This is a genomic window from Halorhabdus sp. SVX81 (assembly GCF_029207715.1).
Classification (GTDB): domain Archaea; phylum Halobacteriota; class Halobacteria; order Halobacteriales; family Haloarculaceae; genus Halorhabdus.
Genome location: NZ_CP104322.1, coordinates 1,695,869 through 1,715,950, shown reverse-complemented (window position 1 = coordinate 1,715,950; position 20,082 = coordinate 1,695,869). Strand labels below are relative to the sequence as shown.

Below are 20,082 nucleotides of genomic sequence, written 5' to 3'. Positions count from 1 at the left end.
CGAACCTGAGCGAGTGAATTCAGCACATAGAGGAGACATCACCCGGCACTCTTATCGATACTAACCAAAATAAACGTATAGATAGTTGTTTAGCGTTTGCAAATCGTTTAGTCGGTCCTCGAAGAACACAAACGTACGATGGGGCATTCTGGATCAGTTGCGCCGCGACGGAAAGTGACGGCAATCGTTCTCACCACGATGATCGTCGGAAGTACCGTGGCGGGCGTCGTCTCGTTCGGTGTGGGCGTTGCGCGTGCCGCTAACGTCACGACTGTCGAAGGGACGCCGGACCTCTCCGCGTCGGCCCCCGACGCTCGTCTCGACCCTGGTGAGAGTGGGTCCATCTCGATCTACCTCGAAAACGATGCGACTTTCGGGAGTAACGGCACCTACACCGAGGAGATGCGCGACCGTGTCACAGAGGCCCGTTCGATTTCCGTCAACGTCACTGATACCAGGGGTGCGCCGCTCACTGTCGAGACCGACGCCCAACCCGCCGGCACACTGCAGGACGGGAACGCGTCCGACCCGCAGGTGTTCAGTGTCGTCGTCGACGAGGACGCAGCGGCCGGAACGTACGAACTCGAGGTCACCAGCGTGTATCGGCACACGTCACGCGCCACCTACGAGAAAGGCGAAACCGGCGAGTACCGGCTGCGAGACGAGACGACCGCCGAGCGCTCCGATACGGACACGATCACCGTCGAGATCCAGCCACAACCCCGCTTCGAGGTCGAGGCCGTCTCTCACGACGTCCCGCTGGGCGGTGAGGGGACCGTCGCCGTCGAGATGAGCAACGCCGGCGACGAGGATGTGACGGAGGCGACAGTCTCGCTGTCTTCGGGGGACTCGAACCTGTATTTCGGGTCCGGAACCGCGACAGCGGAGGCAAATGTCGGTTCGTGGGGGGCAGATGAATCCAAAACGCTCCGGTTCCGTGCGGGGACTGCTGACAGCGCCGTGGCCCGGGAGTATCCGGTCGACGTGACGGTCGAGTATGTCGACAGCGACGACGCCCAGCAGACGGCGAGCGAGTCGATCGGGATCACGCCGCGGAACCGGACCCGGTTCGACGTGGTCAACGTCACCCACGACGTGCCCCGCAATGGGGAGGGGACACTGACGGTCTCACTCCAGCAGATGGCACGCAAGACGATCGAAGACGTTACCGTGACGGCCTCGACGACCGCGACTGACGTCTACCTCGGCGGCGAGTCCTCACGGTCGTCGACGACTGCCATCGGGACGTGGCACGAAAACGAGACCAGGAACGTGACGGTTCGGGTCGGAACGACCGACGATGCACTCGCCCGACCGTATCCGATCGACCTCGAGTTCGAGTACACTGACGCCGCCGATAACGACAACACCCGGACCGAGTTCCTCCAGTTCGTCCCGGGCGAACACGACGATTTTTCGCTGGTCAGTCGCACCCACGACGTGCCCACGAACGGCGTTGGGACGCTCACTGTCGTCGTCGACAATGTTGCTGAAACGAACTTTTCGGACGTTTCGGTGACGGCGTCGACGCCGGACTCGGAGATCTATGTCGGTTCCGAGTCCTCCCGGTCAGGGACTGCTACCGTCTCTGAGTGGGGAGTGAACGACACCCGTCGGCTTACCTTTCGGGTCGGCGCGACCGCGAACGCCGTCAATCGGTCCTACCCCCTGAACGTGGACTTCGAGTACACTGACGCTGACGACAACGACAATCAATGGACCACCGAGGTCGCGTTCAGACCCTCCGGCGAACCACAGTTCGTCGTCGAGTCGATCGACCACGACGTCCCCGTGGGAAGCAGCGGTCGGGTGACGCTGACGCTTCGGAACGATGGGCCGGTGAACGCGACCCAGTCTGTCGTGACGGCCAGTTCGGACGCCGACGCGATGTTCTTCGGCACGGGCGGGGCCGAACCCATCGAAGCGCAGGGCGTTACCGTCGAGCCGCCACAGACCGGGACGCCGACCGCCCAATCCTACGTCGGCGAGTGGGCAGTCGGTGAGACCCGGACAGTTTCCTTCCGGGCAGGCTTCGACGACGACGCCATCGTCCGGGAGTACGTTGCGAACCTGGCGGTCGCTTACGAGAACGAGGCTGGCGACGATATGCCGGAGCAGACGCGAGCGGTCGGTATCACGCCGCTCCCGGAACAACGGTTCAGTTTCGACCGCCTCCGGAGTGACCTCTTCGTCGGGGAGGAAGGCAACCTGCACGTTTCGGTGACCAACACCGGAAATCGCTCCGTCGAGGGCCTGGTCGTTACGGCCTCGACCCAGGATCGGAACGTCAACTTTTACAACAGCCGCTATGCTGTCGGGTCACTCAGCCCGAACGAGTCCGCGACCGTTCGCTACCGTGTCGGCGTCACCGAGGAAGCCGAGCACGGCCCTCGTATCTTCGAACTCTCCGCCCGCTATCGGGATCCACAGATGGACGTCCGACAGACCGATACACGCGACGTGACTGTCACCATCGGGGCCAGTCGCGACGCCTTCGCACTCGAACGGACAACCGGGACGTTGGCCCCCGGCGAGTCCGGGCCACTGACGCTGACGGTCACCAACCGTCGCAACGAGACGCTGTCGAACATCCAGGCGAGTCTCTTCACCGACGACCCACTCGACAGCGGCGACGATTCGGCGTTCATCTCGGCACTCGACCCCGGCGAGTCGACGACGATCACACTCGATATTACGGCCGACGGGAGCGCTAGTGAAAAGACCTATTCGGCCTCGATGGAGTTCCGGTTCGACGACGAGCGTGGCGAGAGCGCCCTCTCGGATACGTACCGTATCCCTGTCGTCATCGAGCGGACGGAGTCATCGCTCGGGGTCCCCGTCGTGCTCGGCGGTGTCGGCGCACTCGTCGCCATCATCGCCCTTGGGTGGTACGTCGGCGCAGCCTCTCGACTACGGGCCATCGGGAGTCGTCTGCGCCAGCGAGTGACTTCGGGGAATGGATCCAGCGACCGACTGGACGTCGACGAATCCGAGTGAGATGGCCGTGACCTCGGTTGTTGATCACGAGCGGATCGTCGATGGGATCGGTCGGGTGATCGTCGATCGGCCCGGCCGCGTTGTCCTGGCCTTTCTCGTGGTGACGGCTGGGTTCGCTTTCGGGATCCCTGGCGTGGGCATCGACTCCGGTACCCAGCGGTTCTTCGAGAGCGTCCCCGAACACCACACCCAGGCGTTCGTCGACAATCAGTTCGGATCGACCTTCGAGGCCGGTGAGGACTCGACGCAGGTCGTCCTCACCAGCGAGAATGTGTTCTCGAAGCCGTCGCTGCTTCGGCTGCTCGAACTCCAGGCGGAGCTAGAAGCCGATCCGTCGCTCCGGGTGCGTGCGGTGACCGGTATCGCGTCCGGGACTGCAAGCGTCCTCGATCCCTTTGCGACGACGACGGCGGCCCAGCGCCGGACCATCGAGACAGCGACGCCCGCGGAAGTCCGGGACGCGGCCCGGACGTTGCTCGACCGACGACCGGGGATAACCCAGTTGCTGAGCGAGGACCTCAACCCCAACCAGCCCAGGGCATCGGCGACGATGGTACTCGTCTCTCACGCGGTTCCGGAGGGAGACGATTCGACGCTTGAAGCCATCCAGCAGCGCGTGCAAGTGACTGCCGAGACCGGCGACGGCGACGTGCGCGTGTTCGGATCGGCGATCCAGCAGGCGGGGTTCGACCGGGCCATCTTCGAGTCGCTGTCGTTGATCGTGCCGGTCGTGATCGTCCTGATCCTCGCTTTCCTAACTGTGGCCTATCGCGATCCGATCGACCTCGTGCTCGCGCTGATCAGTCTGCTCATGGCCATCGTCTGGACGTTCGGATTCATGGGCCTGGTTGGGATCCCGTTCAACCTCATGATGATCGCTGTCCCCGTCCTGTTGCTCGGGGTCGGCATCGACTTCGGGATTCACGCGGTCAATCGGTATCGCGAGGAGCGTGTCGACGGCCGGCCGGTCGACGAAAGCATGGCAACCGCCACGCGAGGGCTGCTCGTGGCGTTTTTCATCGTCGCCGTGACGAACGTCATCGGGTTCTCGGCGAACGTCACCAGCGCGCTGGCACCCGTCCGGGAGTTCGGCCTGGTCGTCGCGATCGGAATGGTATTCACTCTCGCGGTCTTTGGTGTGTTCCTCCCGGCGCTGAAAGTCCGCACGGATCACTGGCGCGCGGCCCACGGCATCGGGCAGTTCTCGATGACGCCGCTTGGCGGCGAGGGATCGCGTTTGGGGACCGCGCTTCGTTCCAGCGCCGTGATGGCCAAGCGCCACCCGGTCGTCCTCGTGGCGATCATCCTGCTGGTGACCGCTGGGGCCGCCCACTCGGCGACCAACGTCCAGTCCAAGTTCGAGACTGACGACTTCCTGCCGTATGCCGAGCATCCACCGCAGATCGACGTGCTTCCCGACGAAATCGCTCCCTCGGAGTTCGAGATCACGGCCACCTCGAATTACATCACTGATACCTTCGAGACGACCAACACCGAACAGGTGACGCTGTATCTCGAGGGGCCACTGCAGCGAAATCACGCCCTGGAGGCGATCTATCGAACCGGCACGGATCCGCCCGACTCGTTCGTCCGGGAGGACGGTCGCGCCGTCTCAGAAGGCATCATCGACGTGATCCGATCACACGCCGAGAATGACGAGGGGTTCGCGGCCCGTCTCCAGCGCAACGACCTCACCGAAAACGACGTCCCTGACCGAAACCTGGAGCCGATCTACGACGAGTTGCTGGCGTCCGAATCCGGCGAACAGGCCCGGGAGTACCTCACCGAAGATCGGCAGGCGACGAAGGTCGTCTATCAGGTCAAAGCCAGCGCAAGCCAGAAAGAAGTGACTGAGGACGCCCGGGAACTGGCAGCAAACGCCAGACACGACGCGGTTGCGACCGGCGATATCGTCGTCTTCCGGGCGTTGACGGAAGCGCTCATGGAATCGGCCGTCTCGAGCTTCCTCGTTGCTTTTGGGCTCTCGGCCGTGTTTCTGATCGTCATCTTCTGGCTGCTGGAGGATCGCCCGTCACTGGGCGTCGTCACGATGGTCCCCATCACCGTCGCGATCGTGCTTCTCGTGGGGACGATGCCGGTGCTGGGCATTGCGTTCAATGCCCTGACAGCGACGATTCTCTCGATATCGATCGGGCTCGGCATCGACTATTCGGTCCACGTCGTCCACCGGTTCGTCGACGAGTACGACGAGTGTGGTGACGTCCAGGAGGCCCTGCTCGTGACCCTCGGCGGGACCGGTGGCGGGATCACCGCAAGCGTCCTCACCACGTCCGGCAGCACGCTCTGTATGACGATCGCAGTGAACCCGATCCTGGGCGAGTTCGGCCTGTTGACCGGGATCAGCACCTTCCTCTCGTACATCACGGCGATCGCGGTCCTGCCGCTGACGCTTCGTGGTTGGGTGTGGTTGTTCGAGTAGGTTCGATGGCAGTCTCAGAGTCGGACTCCTCTCGCCGCTCGCGTCAGTCCAGAATCGTGTCCAGAAACGAGACCCACCGCCGGGAACTCTCGACTTTCGCCTGTCGGGCACTGTCTTCGAGGTCAGGTTCGTGGAGATTCTTCAGCGCCGAGATCGCCCGGTCGATGCCGACGATGGACTGGGCGAGTTCTTCGGCTGCCGCTTCGGTCAACTCGCCTGATGCGAGTCGTTCCTTCCGATCCTTGCGCTCGGCCGTGAGTTTCGCCCGCACCTTCCGGACGCGGTCGCGCATCTCCGGCGGGACGGTCCCCTGGCGTTTGGTCTCCCAGACGAATTCCTTTAGGTTCATCTCGGTCCCCTGAATCTCGACGGACTGGGGCAATTGCTGGCCGACCGTTGCGGTCTTGCGTTCGACCCGCTCTAGCAACTCCCGACGCCGCCGATCGCTGAGTGGCTCCTCGTCCCCATTCTCGTTCATACAGGGTTTCGGGACCCCGGTGTCGCGTATCTTTTGGTCTCCTCACGCAGTGGTCCCGCCCGTTGGTGCCCGCCGCGAAAAGTGGATTTATCTACCTGCCGGCCGGCCGAGTGTACATGGACGTTCAGTTGCTCGAAGCCACCGACGATCCCGAGGAACTCATCTGTTCGGCCGCACGTAACGATTACCTTTCGGAGTTCGTCGGCGACCAGACCTTCGAAGAGACGATGGAATCCGTCGGCGGTGATACGCTCGAGGACAAAAAGGAGACGATCATCTCTCACCTGCTCGAACACGGCCACTACGGCCCGTTCGAGCATCCCCACGCCACCTTCGCGATCAAGGGCGTCAGCCGATCGTGTATGGCCCAGATCACGCGCCACCGCCACGTCACCTTCGACATCCAGTCGATGCGGTACGTCTCTTTCGACGAAAAAGAGCCCGAACCCGGCGAGGCTGTCGTCGCGATACCCGGCCTCTCCGACCCGGGGGTTACTGGCCGTAACGCCGAGTTTGCCGAGGAATACGAGGACCTGGACGACGATACTGTTCTGGAAAAACGAGAAACCGCTTACCGGGATGCACTCGAACAATCCTTCGAGTCCTATCGTGAATTGCTGGATCTCGGCGTGCCGGCCCAGGACGCCCGGATGGTGCTGCCGATCGGTACGAAAGTCAACATCGTGATGACGCTGAACGCCCGGATGTTGATGCATATCGGCGACATGCGCGCGGCCGCCGACGCCCAGTGGGAGATCCGCGAGATGACCGAGGACATCCTTGAGCTCGCCGCGGAGTGGGCACCGCTCACCTTCGACTACTACAACGAACACATGAAAGACCGGAAGAACCGGCTTGCACCCTGAGAAATCGATCCCCGGCGCCAGTATCGTTCCTGAGAGCAGCGACAGTAGGTATATACTTTCGGAGAGTCAACTCGCGAGCGTATGAGTGCTGACGACGCTGACACGGACGACGAGTCGTCACCGGACGCCGAGGCCGAGGACGAACAGGCAACGGGCGAACCGATGCCCGTCGGAGTCAAGCTTGGGAGTACACGGACTGTCATCTCTTACCCCGAGGACGGCGAAATGAAAACAGTCCGGACATTGACCTGTCTGGCAACGTATGAAGATGCACTTACCGGCGAGGAACGCGTTCTCTACGGTGAGGAGGCTGCCGAGGAGTACCCCGACCGCGTCCAGTTCATGCTCCGGTCGGGCTTGCCCGAAGACGAGGACGGCGCGGAGTTGACCGAGCGGTTCTTCCAGTCGCTGGTCGAGGAAAACGACATCCCCGCCGAAAGCGGGGTCGTCTACGCGATCCCGACGATCGACAACGAAGCGGGGCTTGCCAATCTCCGCTCGGTCGTCGAGAACAGCGCCGTCGGCAAGTCGTTCATCGAGAGCTACCCTGAGTCGTTGTGTGGCGCAATCCCCGCCTTCGGCGACGATCTGGAGGCGATCAACGAGATCTTCATCGCGATCAATATGGGCTCGACCAACCTCGAAGCCTCCGCCTACCGCCGGGGTGAGCAACTCGCGCCGTTCACGACCGGCGCGGTGACCGGCAACGAGGTCGACAGGCAGATCACAAACTACGTCGAGGCCGAGACCCAGGGGCGAGTCAACATCGACACTCAGACCGCCCGCGAGTACAAAGAAGAGCATGCTGACTTCGAGAGCTTCGAGCCGTTCACGGACGTGATCCAGCAACCCGGTGGCGGCTCACACGAGTTCACGATCGAGCGCAGCGTCATGGACGCCGTCGACGAATACCTCGACGACGTGGTCGATGAGTTCGCCAATACCTTCCTGCCCGAACTCGCCAACGACCACATGAAAGTCTACCAACTCGCCCTCGATCGGCCGATCGTTCTGACGGGTGGCATGGCCTGTATTCCGGGGATCGTCGACGAATTCACCGAGCGCGTCAGCGACGCACTCAACCGTGAAGTCGAGGTGATCGCCGCGGAGAATCCGGACCTGGCCGCGACGGTCGGCGCCCAGCGTATCGCGGCGAGGCTCGCCGACTCGTCGTAACCCTCCTACCTGGTTTTCTCGGACGCTTCCCCATCGCTCCAGCAGGCGAGCCACGATTCGATCTGTGGCGTCTCGTCCGTTCGATCGAGTGGTCCCGACCGGTCGGCCGAACGACACTCCGAGAGTGATCGTCGGTTGCTTGTCCCACGTGAGACGTCTTCCTGCAGCGATCCGAGTTCCGCCGGGAGCGAGAGTGCGAGCCGAGGCATTGACGGCTTCTTTTGAGACCATCCCCGTAAATGCCAGTCAGACGTCCGTCAGTCGGTCGGCCGACGGCTGGACGATCGGACCGACTCGCAGTTGCCCCCGCCCCTCGTGAACGGGTCCTCAATCCCGGACGTCTCGCCTCATCTTTTAAGACAGTCGGGCGTGAACTGAATTGCATGACAACCGACGACGCGGGGATCGTCGGCGAAGCACTCCTGACGGAAACCGGGAGCGGCGGGTTGCTCCGCGACGGTTATCTCGCCGAGACGCCGCTCGAATCCCATCTCGACTCCCGGGAACAACCGCAGGTCGTCTTCGCGACGGATGCCAGCGGTGTTCGCCACGAAAGTCCAAAAGGGCAAACCACACACGAACCTGGGTCGGGCTATCGGACGCTGGTCGCATTGACGACCCATCGCGTGGTCCTTGTCGTCGGTGGGGCGACAGACGATGGCGGTGACCATCCGGTAACGATCCCGCTGACCGACATCGATCACGTTGCGGCGTCCACCGGGTTTCGGAAGTCGACTGTGCGGTTCTGGATCGGCGACCACGTCTGGGAAATCTCACCCGAGACGACGGATGCAGAGACTGTCGAGACGTATCTCTCGAAAGCGTCACAGCGCCGCATTCGCTTCGAGCGCCTGCTCGGCGAGGCCGAAGACGCGATCGTCGATGCAGCACGCGATCTGCGAAACGGCCAGTTCGAATCGGCCACGGCGGCGCTCGATCAGGCCGCGGACCGCTTCGATGACGTGCGTGAGGCCGTCGAAGCCTTCCCCGCGGACGTTCCGGCAATGCAGGATCGGGTCAGGGCGACCTACGATCGCTACCGCAAGGAGCGTCGGCGGTTGTTGCTTGCCCGGGCTGAACGGAAGCGTGAACGCGCCCGGACGGCATGGCGTGGGGAGTCCTACGAACGGGCCGCCGATACGTTCGAACGAGCCCGAGAGATTTGCGAGGCATTGCTGGACCGGGACGAACTCCCGGACGAAGCCAGAGCCCAGGTATTGACAATGCTGTCCGCGATCGACCGCGACCTCGACCGGCTGGCCGTCGCCCCGATGCAGGTCGCCAGGGTACGTCATCGAGCTGCGGTAGACGCGTCACTTCCCGGCGAGGCCGCCGAACACTGGCGAGCAGCGTTCGACCGCTACCGAACGGTTCTGGAACTGGATTGGGGGCGGGCGGAGTCGCGGTTCGCCGGTGGCAACAACCAGATCAAAGCACGGCTGGCCACGGTCGCCGACGAACTGCTAGCCGCCCGTTCAAGGGCAGCCGACCAACACCGGGCAGCGGCGATTCGACTCACCAGGGCCGGTGCTTCCGCAACCGCCCGCGAGGCCTACGCCGAAGCCAGCGAGCATTTGCAAGCTGCGATCGAGATCGCACGGGAACTCGATCCGGACGCTGTCGACGGTCTGCGTTCGCAACTGCGTGTCCTCGAAGGTCGCATCGAGCGGTTGCCAGCGGCTGATAGCGAGTCCACGCAGGCCGCGGATCAGAGACCCCGCATCCCCACCGAAACGACAACGGCGATCCGGCCATTCGCTGGTGGGGATCGCCAGGAAATACTGCCAGTTCGCACCCATCAGGTACTGCCAGCGGTTCACCGACAGTACTCCGATGGCGATAGCATCCTCGCCATCCCTGCTCCATCGAACGGAGCCGACGTGACGCTGGCGGTCCATCGACCGGTCGACAACAGTGACGGGGCACTCGCAATCCATCGGCCGGCCCACGACGGTGAGGGGACACTCGCGATTCCCCGGTCTGTTCGTGAGTCACACGGGTGGTACGTCCGACGGCTCCGGACGCTGGACGCGGAGACGCTGCTTCGACGAGTCCGGTGGATCTGGCGAAACCTCGGCTGGACGATCGACCGGCCCGATCCGGACGCCCCCGAACTCCTCGCCACGCGATCAGGTGTCCAGGCTACCCTGCGTTTGAGGGTTCGGTGCCACGGCGATCCGGTCGACTCGGCAGTCGTCAGCGGGATCGCCCACGGGCAAGACCGACCCGAGCATGATCCGTGGCCGGTGCTCGTAACGACCGACCCTGTCGACCCCGCGGCGTTCAAGACAGCGATCTCGGCGGGGGTCACGATCGTCGACCGCCGGAGTCTTGGCGAACTCTGGTATCGGACCGATGATCCGCCGGAGCACGCGGATCGACCGACCCCACGCCAAGCGGCTCCACCGTCCTGACCGCGCTGTTCGGCGTGCGGCAGCCGGCATCGAACGCGACGGGATATCTTCAAGTCGGTGTCGACCGTTCGGGGCATATGGACGAACCAGCCGGCATCTACGCCCGGGAGATCGACTATCTCGACCGAAATGTCCAGCTCGGCGTCGCCGGCGACAGGGTGATCGCCGTCTCGTTCCCGGAGACGCCGCCTGCCGACGCCGGGGACGACCACCCACTGTTGGACCGGATCGAGGCCTACTTCGAGGGCGAAACGGTTTCCTTTGAATCGACGCCGGTAGCGCTGACGATGGCGAGCGACCACCGTGAGGTCCTGGAGACGCTACGGTCGATCCCGTATGGAGAGGGCATCACCGTCGAGCAACTCGCGCGGATGACGCCGGGGCTCGATCCGGACTCCGAGGAGGATGTCCGTCTCGTCCGGACGGCACTGGCAGAGAATCCGGCTCCACTCCTTATCCCCGACCACCGGGTTCGGGACGGCCCGAGCGCCGAACCGCCAGCGGTCGAACAGAAGTTGCGGTCGATCGAGGGGGTGGCCTGAAGCAGTGATCTACGAACCGGCCTGCGATCACCGGGGCGACTACCGGGTGACGGTGGTGGTCGCTATCGGGTCAGTTCCGGTTGCGTTGACGAGGAACTCAGTCGCGTTGACCACGTAGTGGGCGACGATCACCACCAGGAGACTCCCCGTGGCGATGTAGACGCTTGCCAACGCCAGGCCAAGGAGTCCCGTCACGGCCACCCCAGCCCGACCCTGTGCGCCGTGAGCCACGCCGAAAGCGAGCGAGGAGACGACCGCGAGCGCCCACGGCGAGGCGTCGAGTCCGGTCGCCGGGACGCCGATGGCGGCCGCCCGGAAGATGAACTCCTCGCTGGCGGCGACGATCGGCAGGACGACGCCGAACAACAGGATCCACTCACCCTGCGTCGTCGGCGTCAACATGGCTTGCAACCCCTGATCGTAGTCGATACCCACCGCATCGGCGAGTGAGACTGCGAGTTCGCTCCCGATCCAGAGTCCGAGTCCGATTCCGAGGCCCAGGGCCGGCGCGACCGCGCCGAGCGATGCAGGACCGACGCCAAAGGCCGAGATCGGGATCGAAAACACGAGCGCACCGACCAGGAGCACGCCGCCGAAAACGCCCTGCGTGAGCACCACGTTGACGAACAGGGCAACTGTCGGGATCGACGGCGGCGAGTCGCGTGGCGACGTGGTTCCGCCAGTCGGCGTCGATCGACCGGCCGGCCGAACCCGCACCCATCGCGACCGCGTGACGGCGGGGTCTAAACCCGTCGGCTGCAGCCGGACGGTCGACTGTTGTGACGACTCTGCGTCGAGCAACCGCTGGGTGAGTGTGGCAAGAACGACGACGAGTGACACGACGACGCCGGTGAGGCCGACAAAGGCGGCCCAGCGGGTCACGCTTACTGCGGGCTGGGGTTGGTCTGGCCGATCTTCCGTTCGAGTGCCTGGCCGGTGATCGACTTCAGCCGATCGACCAGGCTGTCCTTCTCGGGTTCGCCAGCCAGCGCGACTTCCAGCACTTCCGAGAGGTGGCTGACGGGGATGATCTCTATCTGGTCCTCGTATTCGTCCTCGATCATCACGTCCTGCTCGTTGGCCTTCGGGATGATCACTGTGTCGAGGCCGGTCTTGGCCGCGGCCTCGATCTTGTGGGTGACACCGCCGACTGGCAGGACGTCACCGCGAACCGACAGCGAGCCGGTCATCGCGAGGTTCTGCTCGACGGGGATGTTCTCTAAGGCGGAGATGACGGCCGTCGCGACCGTCACCGACGCGGAGTCGCCCTCGACGCCCTCGTAGGACTGGACGAACTGGATGTGGATGTCCTTCTCCGAGATGTCCTCGTCGGAGAACTTCTTGATGATCGCGGAGACGTTCTGGACGGCCTCCATCGCGATCTCCTGAAGTTTTCCGGTCGCGATGACCTCGCCAGGGCCCTGGGAGGGCGCGACCTCGGCCATGACGGGCATGACGATCCCGCTGTCCTCGCCCATCACCGCCAGGCCGTTGACGCGGCCGACCGCGCTGCCCTCGTTGACGGTCATCTTGTAGTCCTTGCGGCGCTCGATGTAGTTGTCCGCGAGTTGCTGTTCGATCGAACGCGAGCGGTCTTTGGCCTGGAGGACGTCCTCGCGTTCGGTGTACTCCTTGTCGTCGGCGCGGGCGATGTCGCCAGCGACCCGGACGAGTCCGCCCAGATTCCGGAGCTTCAACGAGAGGTGTTCCTTGCGGCCCGCCCGGCGGCGGGCTTCGAGGATAACCTCTTCGACGGCCTCCTCGGTGAAGTGTGGGAGCCGTCCGTCCTTCTCGACCTCCTGGGCGACGAACCGGGCGTACTTCCGGCGCATCTCGGGCTCGTCCTCGATGGTGTCGTCCATGTAGACCTCGTAGCCGTAGCCCTTGATCCGGTCGCGCAGGGCCGGGTGCATGTTCTCCATCGCATCGAGGTTGCCCGCCGCGACCATGATGAAGTCCGTCGGGACGGGTTCGGTCTGGACCATCGCGCCCGAGGAGCGTTCGCTCTGACCGGTGATCGAGAACGCGCCCTCCTGGATGGCCGTCATCAGCTTCTGCTGGGAGCGGATGTCCAGCGTGTTGATCTCGTCGACGAACAGCACGCCCTTGTTGGCCTTGTGGATCGCACCGGCCTCGACACGGTCGTGGCTGGGCGTCTCCATGCCGCCGGACTGGAAGGGGTCGTGGCGGACGTCGCCGAGCAGTGCACCGGCGTGGGCACCCGTCGCCTCCTCGAAGGGCGCGGTCTGCTCGTTGGCGTTGTTGATCAGCAGGTTCGGGATCATCGAATCGCCACCACGCGCCCCGTAGCGGAACGCCAGATAGATGACGCCCGCTGCGAGCACGCCCAACAGCGGATTGCCGGCGAACAGTGCGTACCCGATCACGATCGCGATGATGATCCACATCAGGAACGACCGCATCTGGTTGCGCTTGCGGGCCTCTTCCTTGTGGGCGTCGACGATCTGTTCGCCCTTCCCGGCGGGCACCGTCCGGACTTTCGGCTCGTTGCCGTCGTCCGGGTTGTGATAGACGAGAACGTCCTGGAGGTCCTCCTTGGGGAGGAGTTGGCTCATCGCCTTCGCGAGCATCGATTTGCCCGTCCCGGGCGAGCCGATCATCATCACGTGACGGCGCTGTTTGGCCGCCTTCAGGACGATGTCACGGGCGTGACTCTGCCCGATGACCTGATCGACCAACCGCTCGGGCACCTCGATATCCTCGGTCGAGTCGATGTTCAATCCACCCAGTACGTCGTCCTCGCCGTCGACGACTGTCGACTCGTCGTCGAGTGTGACGTCGCTCCCGAGATCAGCTACTTCCTCGTCGGTATCCGACTCGTCGGGGTCGGCCACGTCCGTCGCGTCAGCCCGCTCTGCCGGCTGCTCGACCTCTGTTTGGTCAGAAGCACCCGTCGATCGCTCGGACGACGCGTCGGACCCGTCCACCTGGCCGTCGTCCGACACGGACACCTCCTCGTGCTCGGGCGGCGCATCGTCGGCAGTATCCTTGTTTTCGCTCATTCTAACGGGTCAAGTACGATGATCCAGGGACTGTCGATTGATATACTTTCTCCTCACGACCGGGTTTGCCGGTCGCGGGAAAACAGACAAACGGCGTTCGGATTGGTGGTGAGAATCCGTCGAGCGACGACTCGCCGGGTTTATGAAAGCCCACGTCCTGGAACTGGGTATATGACACGCGGATTCTACATCGGCCGCTTTCAGCCCTATCACAACGGCCATCACACGATGGTCGAACGTATCGCGGCCGACGGGGAGGTCGAGGAACTCGTCCTCGGGATCGGGAGCGCCGGGGACTCCCACACCGTCCACGATCCGTTCACTGCCGGCGAGCGCATCATGATGGTCAACAAGGCCGTCGCCGAATTCGATCTCCCGACCTACGTCGTCCCCATCGAGGACCTCGATCGGCACTCGGTGTGGGTCAGCCACGTCCAGAGCATGTGCCCCAATTTCGATCTGGCGTATTCGAACAACCCGCTGGTGGTGCAACTGTTCGAGGAAGCCGGCATCGAGGTCCGGCAGTCGCGGATGTTCGACCGCGAGCGCTTGGAGGGCAGCGAGATCCGCGAGCGCATCATCGAGGGCGATCAGTGGCGCGACCGGGTGCCCGACGCCGTCGTCGAAGTCCTCGAAGAGTGCAACGGCGTCGAGCGCCTCCGAACGATTTCCCAATCCGACGTCGTCGAACGCTGGGAGGCGAAAACGAACGACAGCCCGAGCGATTGACTGTTGGCTCCGCGACGCCGCCAGCCCCGATATCTTTTGTCCTCGCTCACCGTCCGTACAGTCATGATCACCCTCAGTAGCGACTTCGGGTCTCCGTATCCCGCAGCGATGAAGGGCGTCCTTGCCGCCCGGACCGACGCCCAACTGATCGATATATCCCACGATTTTCCCCGCCAGGACGTCCGGGCGACCGCATTCTGGCTCCGTGAAGTCCTCCCGTATTTCCCGCCGGCTGTCCACCTGGTCGTCGTCGACCCCGGCGTGGGAACCGACCGGGCAGCCCTCGCGATTCGGGCCGGCGAGCACGTCCTCGTCGGCCCCGACAACGGCGTGTTGATTCCGGTTGCCCGCGCGCTTGCTGATGAGGATAGCGGTGGGATCGAGATTTTTGAATACGTATATGACGATCCCGAAAGCGTCACCTTCCACGGCCGGGACGTGTTCGCACCGGCGGCGGCGACGATCCACGAGGCGGGTCGGTCCGGGTTCGAAACCAGCGATCGATTCGTGCCCGTCGAGGAATACGAGGGCCTGACATTCCCCGAGCCCACGATCCGCGAAGACGGTGTCGACGGCGAAATCCTGGTCGTCGATGACTTCGGCAACGCGATCACGAACGTGCCGGGCGAGGTGCTGGCCGATCGCCTCGGTGAGGCAGTGACCGTCAACGGCGTCTGGGCACCCGCCCGGCGAACCTACACCGCGGTCGAGGTCGACAACCGACTCGTCACCGTCGGGAGTCACGGGAATGTCGAACTCGCCGTCAACCGGGGCCGGGGCGACGAACGATTCAGCGTCTCACCCGGGTCGCGGGTCCGGTTGCGCTGGACGTAACGTCTCTGGCCCTGAAACCCCCCGATCACAGGAACGGCAGCGCCAGAGCCGCTGTGACCGAACTGATCACGAACCAGCCGACGTAATTCCACCACGGCACGCCACGGAATCGCGGGCCAGGCAGGTCGTCCGTGTACGTCCAGGCACCCGCTATGACGCCCCGGTGATCGACCAGGGCGTCGTAGCCGGTCGCGAGGACAGCACCGGTCCCGACGGCAAGCCAGCCGTTGGTCCACAGCAGGGCAACGCGAAACGCAATATAGACGACACCGGTCCAGCCAAGGAGAACGTATACCGGCACGCCCACCAGTTTCGGATCGATATGATGGTGTAGCAGTCCGCGGTTGATTACGATGGCTTCGGCGACAAAGGCGACTATTGCCCCGCCACCGAACAGCGCGATTGTCGCCGCGTGTGGCCAGGTGAATCCCGCGTGACTGAGCCCGACGAGACCGACCACGAGAGTCATGACGGCCAGCGAATCCCGATCGAACACGATTTCTCTTGACACTCAAGGCACGTCAGCCGATCGCTTTTCGGGCCCAGCGACCGGACGACAGGCCGGATGATCGTCCCTACACCGTCTCGATTTCGATCTCTAGATCGATCGTGGTAACGGTGTCGGCCGCGAAGAAAAATGATCCGCCACCGTCGGGGAACTCGACGGCCGTTTCGATGGTCGAGACGTCCGTGAATTCCTCGATGGGGGATTCCGGGATCTCGGGTTGTTCGATCCGATATTCCGAGAAGTAGACGCTGACGGGGCCTCCGTCGATCACTTCGCCGGTCACGGAAACACGCTTCGAGATGGTGTCGTCGAGTACCCATCCTTTGATTGTCCCGTCCGAGACAGTCACTTCGCCGTCGAACCGGAACGGATACGGGGGCACGACGTGCCAGACGGCCGTCGCGGGTGGAAACGACGAGGCTGTCGTCGACTCGTCGATCGACGAGAGGTCGGCGCATCCGGCACATCCGATGGTCCCGGCGACGGCAAGCAACTCACGACGGCGCATACCTAATCCAGCAAGTGTGTCCCGAAAAAACCTCCGTTGAGTCGACGTGGCCGTCCTTCCGCCAAAGAGCGGGTGCGTGGATCCCGAACGGATCGTCCCGATCAGTTCGCGGCGATGACGTCGTCGATGCGGACGATCATGGTTGCAGCTTCAGTCGCCGAGTCGACCGCCTCGCGCTTGACTGCGGCGGGGTCGAGAACGCCAGCTTCGAGCGGGTCGGCAACCTCGCCGCTCTGGCCACCCGAAAGGATCCCCGAGAGCGTCTCGTTCTCGTAGGCGGCACGGAGGTCGACCAGCGCGTCGATGGGGTCCATGCCGGTGTTGGCGGCGAGCGTGCGCGGAAGCACGTCGACGGCGTCGGCGAAGGCCTCGACGGCGAGCTGTTTGCGGCCTTCGACACCGGCGGCGTGGTCGCGGACGTAGTCGGCGATGACGATCTCGGTCGCGCCGGCCCCGGGCACGACGCCGCCGCGTTCGATCGCGGCCGTGACGACGTCGAGTGCATCCCGGATCGAGCGTTCGAGTTCGTCGACGACGTGTTCGGTGCCTCCGCGGGCGAAGACCGTGACCGCCTTGGCGGCGGCACCGCCCTCGATGAACGTGAGGTCGTCGTCGCCGTAGGTCTCGACCGAGATGGAGTCGGCGTTCCCGAGTTCGTCGGTTTCGAGCTCTTCGACAGCCGAGGCACGCGTTGCCCCGGTTGCGCTGATGATCGCGCCGAGGTCGTCGACGCCATCGATCGCCAGGATGCCGTCCTTGGCGAGATACGACGCGACCCGGTCCTCGACGTCGCCACTCGCAAACAGGACGTCAGCGCCCAGGTCAACGACGCTCTGGGCCTGGCTCCGGAGATCTTCCTCTTCGGACTCGATCGCGGCGTTGAGCTGGTCGACGTTGTTGACGTTGTACTCCGCGTCGATGTTGCTCTCCGAGAGGTCGAGGTCCCCGTCGACGACGGCGATCGACGCATCCGCGACCGACCGGGGCATGTTGTCGTGTACCGGCTCCTCGTCGACGATGACGCCCTCGATCAGGTCCGTCGCGCTGGAACTCGAACCCACCTGGGCGTGGATCGTGATGCTGTCGCGGTCGATAGCGCCGTCCTCGGTTCGGACGTGATCGACGGCATCGACGACCGTCTCCGCGAGCGGGCCCGCGGCGACGTCGCCCGTCCCCTTGCCCGTCATGCTCGATTCGGCGACGGTGATCAAGTCCTCGGCATCGAGATCGCCGTCGAGGACGAGATCGTCGATCGCCTCGCGGGCGAGCGAGGACGCCTCGTGATACCCCTCGACGATCGTCGTCGGATGGACGTCGTCCTCGAGCAACTCCTCGGCCTTGCTCAGAAGTTCCCCGGCAAGTACCGAAGCGGTCGTCGTGCCGTCACCGACTTCTTCCTCCTGTGTCTGGGCGACTTCGACGAGCATGTTTGCCGCCGGGTGCTCGATCTCCATCTCCTGGAGGATCGTCGCCCCGTCGTTCGTGATGACGACGTCGCCGTCCGCGACGAGCATCTTGTCCATCCCGCGTGGACCAAGCGTCGTCCGTACGGCCTCACTGATGGCCTTGCCCGCGGAGATGTTCGAACTCTGTGCGTCGTCTCCCTGTGTCCGCTGAGAGTCCTCGCTGAGAATGAACATGGGCGATCCACCCATGCGCTGCTGACCGGATTGTGACATATGTGTAGCCTCGTCTTATCCCTCGTTTGCGGTTCTATATAAGTGTTTTGAACCGGGCGGCATCGGGCTGCAGCGTGGTCCGGCTCATCACGGAGAGCGATGATTTAATGTCGGGACCGCTCGACGGTCTGGTAGATGCTGGAGTTGGAGCACGGGTTCAGGGTCGTCGACACCCACGTCCGTCTCGAACCCGACGCCGACCAGCGGTCGGGGGACGGCCCAGGGACACCTGAGCGGCTCGAACGGGAGATGCACCAGGCCGGGATTGTCCGATCGCTCGTCTATCCGGGCGAACGTGACGGATCGTATCTGAAAGCCAACAATGCGATCGCACGCATGAGCGTGGGGCGGCCCTTCGTCGCGCTGGCCCGGATCAACGGTCCGCGTGACCCCACCGGCGGGACGGGCGCGCGACTCCGCAACCTGGCCACAAGCCGGGCCCCGGAGCACACGGCCCCCGAGGACATCGAACAGTTCGCCTACGACGATCGGTTTGTCGGGTTCAAAGTGCACCCGCCGGCCGACGGGTTACCCGACGAAGCAGTGATCGACGCGCTCGAAGCAGTCGGCCTGCCAGTCCTCGTTCACGGCGGTCAGGTGTTCGGGCCGGACTCCATCGAACGGACGCTGTTGACTGCCGACTTTCCGACGATCATCGCCCATTTCGGTGGGTATCCGCTCGATCGTGACCGGATGGCACGGACGATCGCACTCCTCGACGATCACGACGATCTGTATCTCGACACGAGTTTCGTCAGGCTCCGGGAACCACTCGAACGGGCACTCCGGGAACATCCGGATCGCGTGCTGTTCGGCAGTGGTGCGCCGAGTGCTCACCCCAGCGTGGCGATCATGGAGATCCTCACACTCGACGTTCCGGAAGACGCAATGCGAAAAGCGTTCTCGAACAATCCGGGCCGTGTGATCGACGCACTTGCCCCGTAGTCACCGCGAATCGTAGACCGCCACGGCACGATTTCGACCGGTCGAGCGGCCACCCGGGTTTCGACGGTCGCTTCGGTCCCTGGCTCTGGCGGCCAGCCCGTCTTTGAAACCGACGGGGATCCCAGTCACAACGCCCTGGCCGGAACTGAACCAGTCCGTGGCCGACTTCTTCCCGGCGAGGACGTCACGGAGCCCACCACTAGCGTCCGAAAGAGCCTGCTGGCAGACGCTCGCGACCACGGCGGGTCGAAATCCGTAATTTTTCGCCAGGAGGTACGCGAGCGATCGATACTCCCGGTTCCAGTTCGTCTCGCTGGTGCCACCGTCGGCACCGACCGGCCGCTCGACGGCCATGTCCGACCGCCATGAGACGGCCCGATTCATCCCGGCCGCCCGGTGTGAAAGGTCACGTGCGTCGTTGACGTCCAGGTATTCGTCGAACCCATCGAGATCGGCGAGAAGCTTCCGCGTGATGACCATGTTGTCGGGATTGACGTACGTGATGGACCGACCGGCAACGGTCCGTGATGTGGCGCACTCGGTCGTCTTTCCGGCCCGAACGCGTTTGTGAGTCGGTCCAGTGACGATCGGTGTCTCGCTCAGGCCCGTACGGATCGCCGTTGCCCAGTCGTCAGTGACTGACAGCCCCTGGTTGACGAACGCAATCGCGTCCCCGGTCGCGTGGTCGATGCCCGCATTGCGCGCGGCGTTGGTCGACCGGTCCGCGATTTCGACGAGGACATCGACGTCTTCGCGATCACGGACCATTCCGGTCGTCCCGTCCGCCGAGGGGCCGTTGACGACGATCACCTCACCCTCGGAGACGTGTGCGTTGACGGAGTCGAGCGTCCGTGCGAGTTGCTCTCGTCCGTTGAGCGTCGGGACGACTACCGAGAGTTCCATACACCTCAATATGGATCCGGATGACTAAAAACATCGCGTG

The 20,082-nt window shown here is 63.9% G+C and carries 17 protein-coding genes; 9 read left to right on the top strand and 8 right to left on the bottom strand.

What is annotated here, in order from left to right:
- The first annotated feature begins 138 nt into the window (after positions 1-138).
- Together SVXhr_RS08510 and SVXhr_RS08505 are read left to right on the top strand one after the other, a co-directional pair.
- Positions 139-2,997, top strand: a complete 2,859-nt coding sequence (locus SVXhr_RS08510) for a hypothetical protein (protein WP_275736790.1) — start codon at positions 139-141, stop codon at positions 2,995-2,997.
- On the top strand, positions 2,957-5,437 hold the full coding sequence (locus tag SVXhr_RS08505) for an MMPL family transporter (RefSeq protein WP_275736789.1): 2,481 nt from the start codon (positions 2,957-2,959) through the stop codon (positions 5,435-5,437). Before SVXhr_RS08510 ends, SVXhr_RS08505 begins: the two co-directional genes overlap by 41 nt.
- Positions 5,438-5,480: 43 nt before the next feature.
- Here the strand turns inward: SVXhr_RS08505 and SVXhr_RS08500 are convergent, their stop codons facing one another.
- Positions 5,481-5,915, bottom strand: coding sequence for a DUF5788 family protein (locus tag SVXhr_RS08500; RefSeq protein WP_275736788.1), 435 nt, complete (start codon positions 5,913-5,915; stop codon positions 5,481-5,483).
- 116 nt (positions 5,916-6,031) lie between these two features.
- Between SVXhr_RS08500 and thyX the strand changes: the two genes are divergently transcribed.
- Both thyX and SVXhr_RS08490 read left to right on the top strand, forming a co-directional pair.
- A complete protein-coding gene (gene thyX / locus SVXhr_RS08495) occupies positions 6,032-6,781 on the top strand; it encodes an FAD-dependent thymidylate synthase (protein ID WP_275736787.1) in 750 nt (249 codons plus the stop codon).
- Positions 6,782-6,862: 81 nt separating this feature from the next.
- A complete protein-coding gene (locus SVXhr_RS08490) occupies positions 6,863-7,957 on the top strand; it encodes a rod shape-determining protein (RefSeq protein WP_275736786.1) in 1,095 nt (364 codons plus the stop codon).
- Positions 7,958-7,962: 5 nt separating this feature from the next.
- Here the strand turns inward: SVXhr_RS08490 and SVXhr_RS08485 are convergent, their stop codons facing one another.
- Entirely contained in the window at positions 7,963-8,166 is a 204-nt protein-coding gene (locus SVXhr_RS08485) for a hypothetical protein (protein WP_275736785.1), read from the bottom strand.
- Positions 8,167-8,340: 174 nt separating this feature from the next.
- On the opposite strand from SVXhr_RS08485, the gene SVXhr_RS08480 reads away from it, so the two are divergent.
- Together SVXhr_RS08480 and SVXhr_RS08475 are read left to right on the top strand one after the other, a co-directional pair.
- Positions 8,341-10,371 carry a hypothetical protein gene (locus SVXhr_RS08480; protein WP_275736784.1) on the top strand — a complete coding sequence of 677 codons (2,031 nt, stop codon included), beginning with the start codon at positions 8,341-8,343 and terminating at the stop codon, positions 10,369-10,371.
- Positions 10,372-10,448: 77 nt separating this feature from the next.
- Positions 10,449-10,913, top strand: a complete 465-nt coding sequence (locus SVXhr_RS08475; RefSeq protein WP_275736783.1) for an MGMT family protein — start codon at positions 10,449-10,451, stop codon at positions 10,911-10,913.
- A 39-nt stretch (positions 10,914-10,952) separates the two neighbouring features.
- Here the strand turns inward: SVXhr_RS08475 and SVXhr_RS08470 are convergent, their stop codons facing one another.
- Positions 10,953-11,795 carry a CPBP family intramembrane glutamic endopeptidase gene (locus tag SVXhr_RS08470; RefSeq protein WP_275736782.1) on the bottom strand — a complete coding sequence of 281 codons (843 nt, stop codon included), beginning with the start codon at positions 11,793-11,795 and terminating at the stop codon, positions 10,953-10,955.
- A gap of 2 nt (positions 11,796-11,797) precedes the next feature.
- Complete coding sequence (gene lonB, locus SVXhr_RS08465) at positions 11,798-13,936, bottom strand: ATP-dependent protease LonB (protein WP_275736781.1); 2,139 nt, start codon at positions 13,934-13,936, stop codon at positions 11,798-11,800.
- A gap of 171 nt (positions 13,937-14,107) precedes the next feature.
- On the opposite strand from lonB, the gene SVXhr_RS08460 reads away from it, so the two are divergent.
- Positions 14,108-14,665, top strand: a complete 558-nt coding sequence (locus tag SVXhr_RS08460; RefSeq protein ID WP_275736780.1) for a nicotinamide-nucleotide adenylyltransferase — start codon at positions 14,108-14,110, stop codon at positions 14,663-14,665.
- A gap of 63 nt (positions 14,666-14,728) precedes the next feature.
- Positions 14,729-15,499, top strand: a complete 771-nt coding sequence (locus SVXhr_RS08455) for an SAM-dependent chlorinase/fluorinase (RefSeq protein ID WP_275736779.1) — start codon at positions 14,729-14,731, stop codon at positions 15,497-15,499.
- Positions 15,500-15,524: 25 nt separating this feature from the next.
- On the opposite strand, the gene SVXhr_RS08450 is transcribed toward SVXhr_RS08455, so the two are convergent.
- From SVXhr_RS08450 to thsA, 3 genes are all read right to left on the bottom strand, one after another.
- Entirely contained in the window at positions 15,525-16,010 is a 486-nt protein-coding gene (locus SVXhr_RS08450; protein WP_275736778.1) for a carotenoid biosynthesis protein, read from the bottom strand.
- 64 nt (positions 16,011-16,074) lie between these two features.
- Complete coding sequence (locus SVXhr_RS08445; RefSeq protein ID WP_275736777.1) at positions 16,075-16,515, bottom strand: hypothetical protein; 441 nt, start codon at positions 16,513-16,515, stop codon at positions 16,075-16,077.
- 101 nt (positions 16,516-16,616) lie between these two features.
- Complete coding sequence (thsA, locus tag SVXhr_RS08440; RefSeq protein ID WP_275740906.1) at positions 16,617-18,170, bottom strand: thermosome subunit alpha; 1,554 nt, start codon at positions 18,168-18,170, stop codon at positions 16,617-16,619.
- Positions 18,171-18,329: 159 nt separating this feature from the next.
- On the opposite strand from thsA, the gene SVXhr_RS08435 reads away from it, so the two are divergent.
- A complete protein-coding gene (locus SVXhr_RS08435; protein WP_275736776.1) occupies positions 18,330-19,139 on the top strand; it encodes an amidohydrolase family protein in 810 nt (269 codons plus the stop codon).
- On the opposite strand, the gene SVXhr_RS08430 is transcribed toward SVXhr_RS08435, so the two are convergent.
- Positions 19,140-20,042, bottom strand: a complete 903-nt coding sequence (locus SVXhr_RS08430) for a glycosyltransferase family 2 protein (RefSeq protein WP_275736775.1) — start codon at positions 20,040-20,042, stop codon at positions 19,140-19,142.
- Between the last annotated feature and the right edge of the window lie 40 nt (positions 20,043-20,082).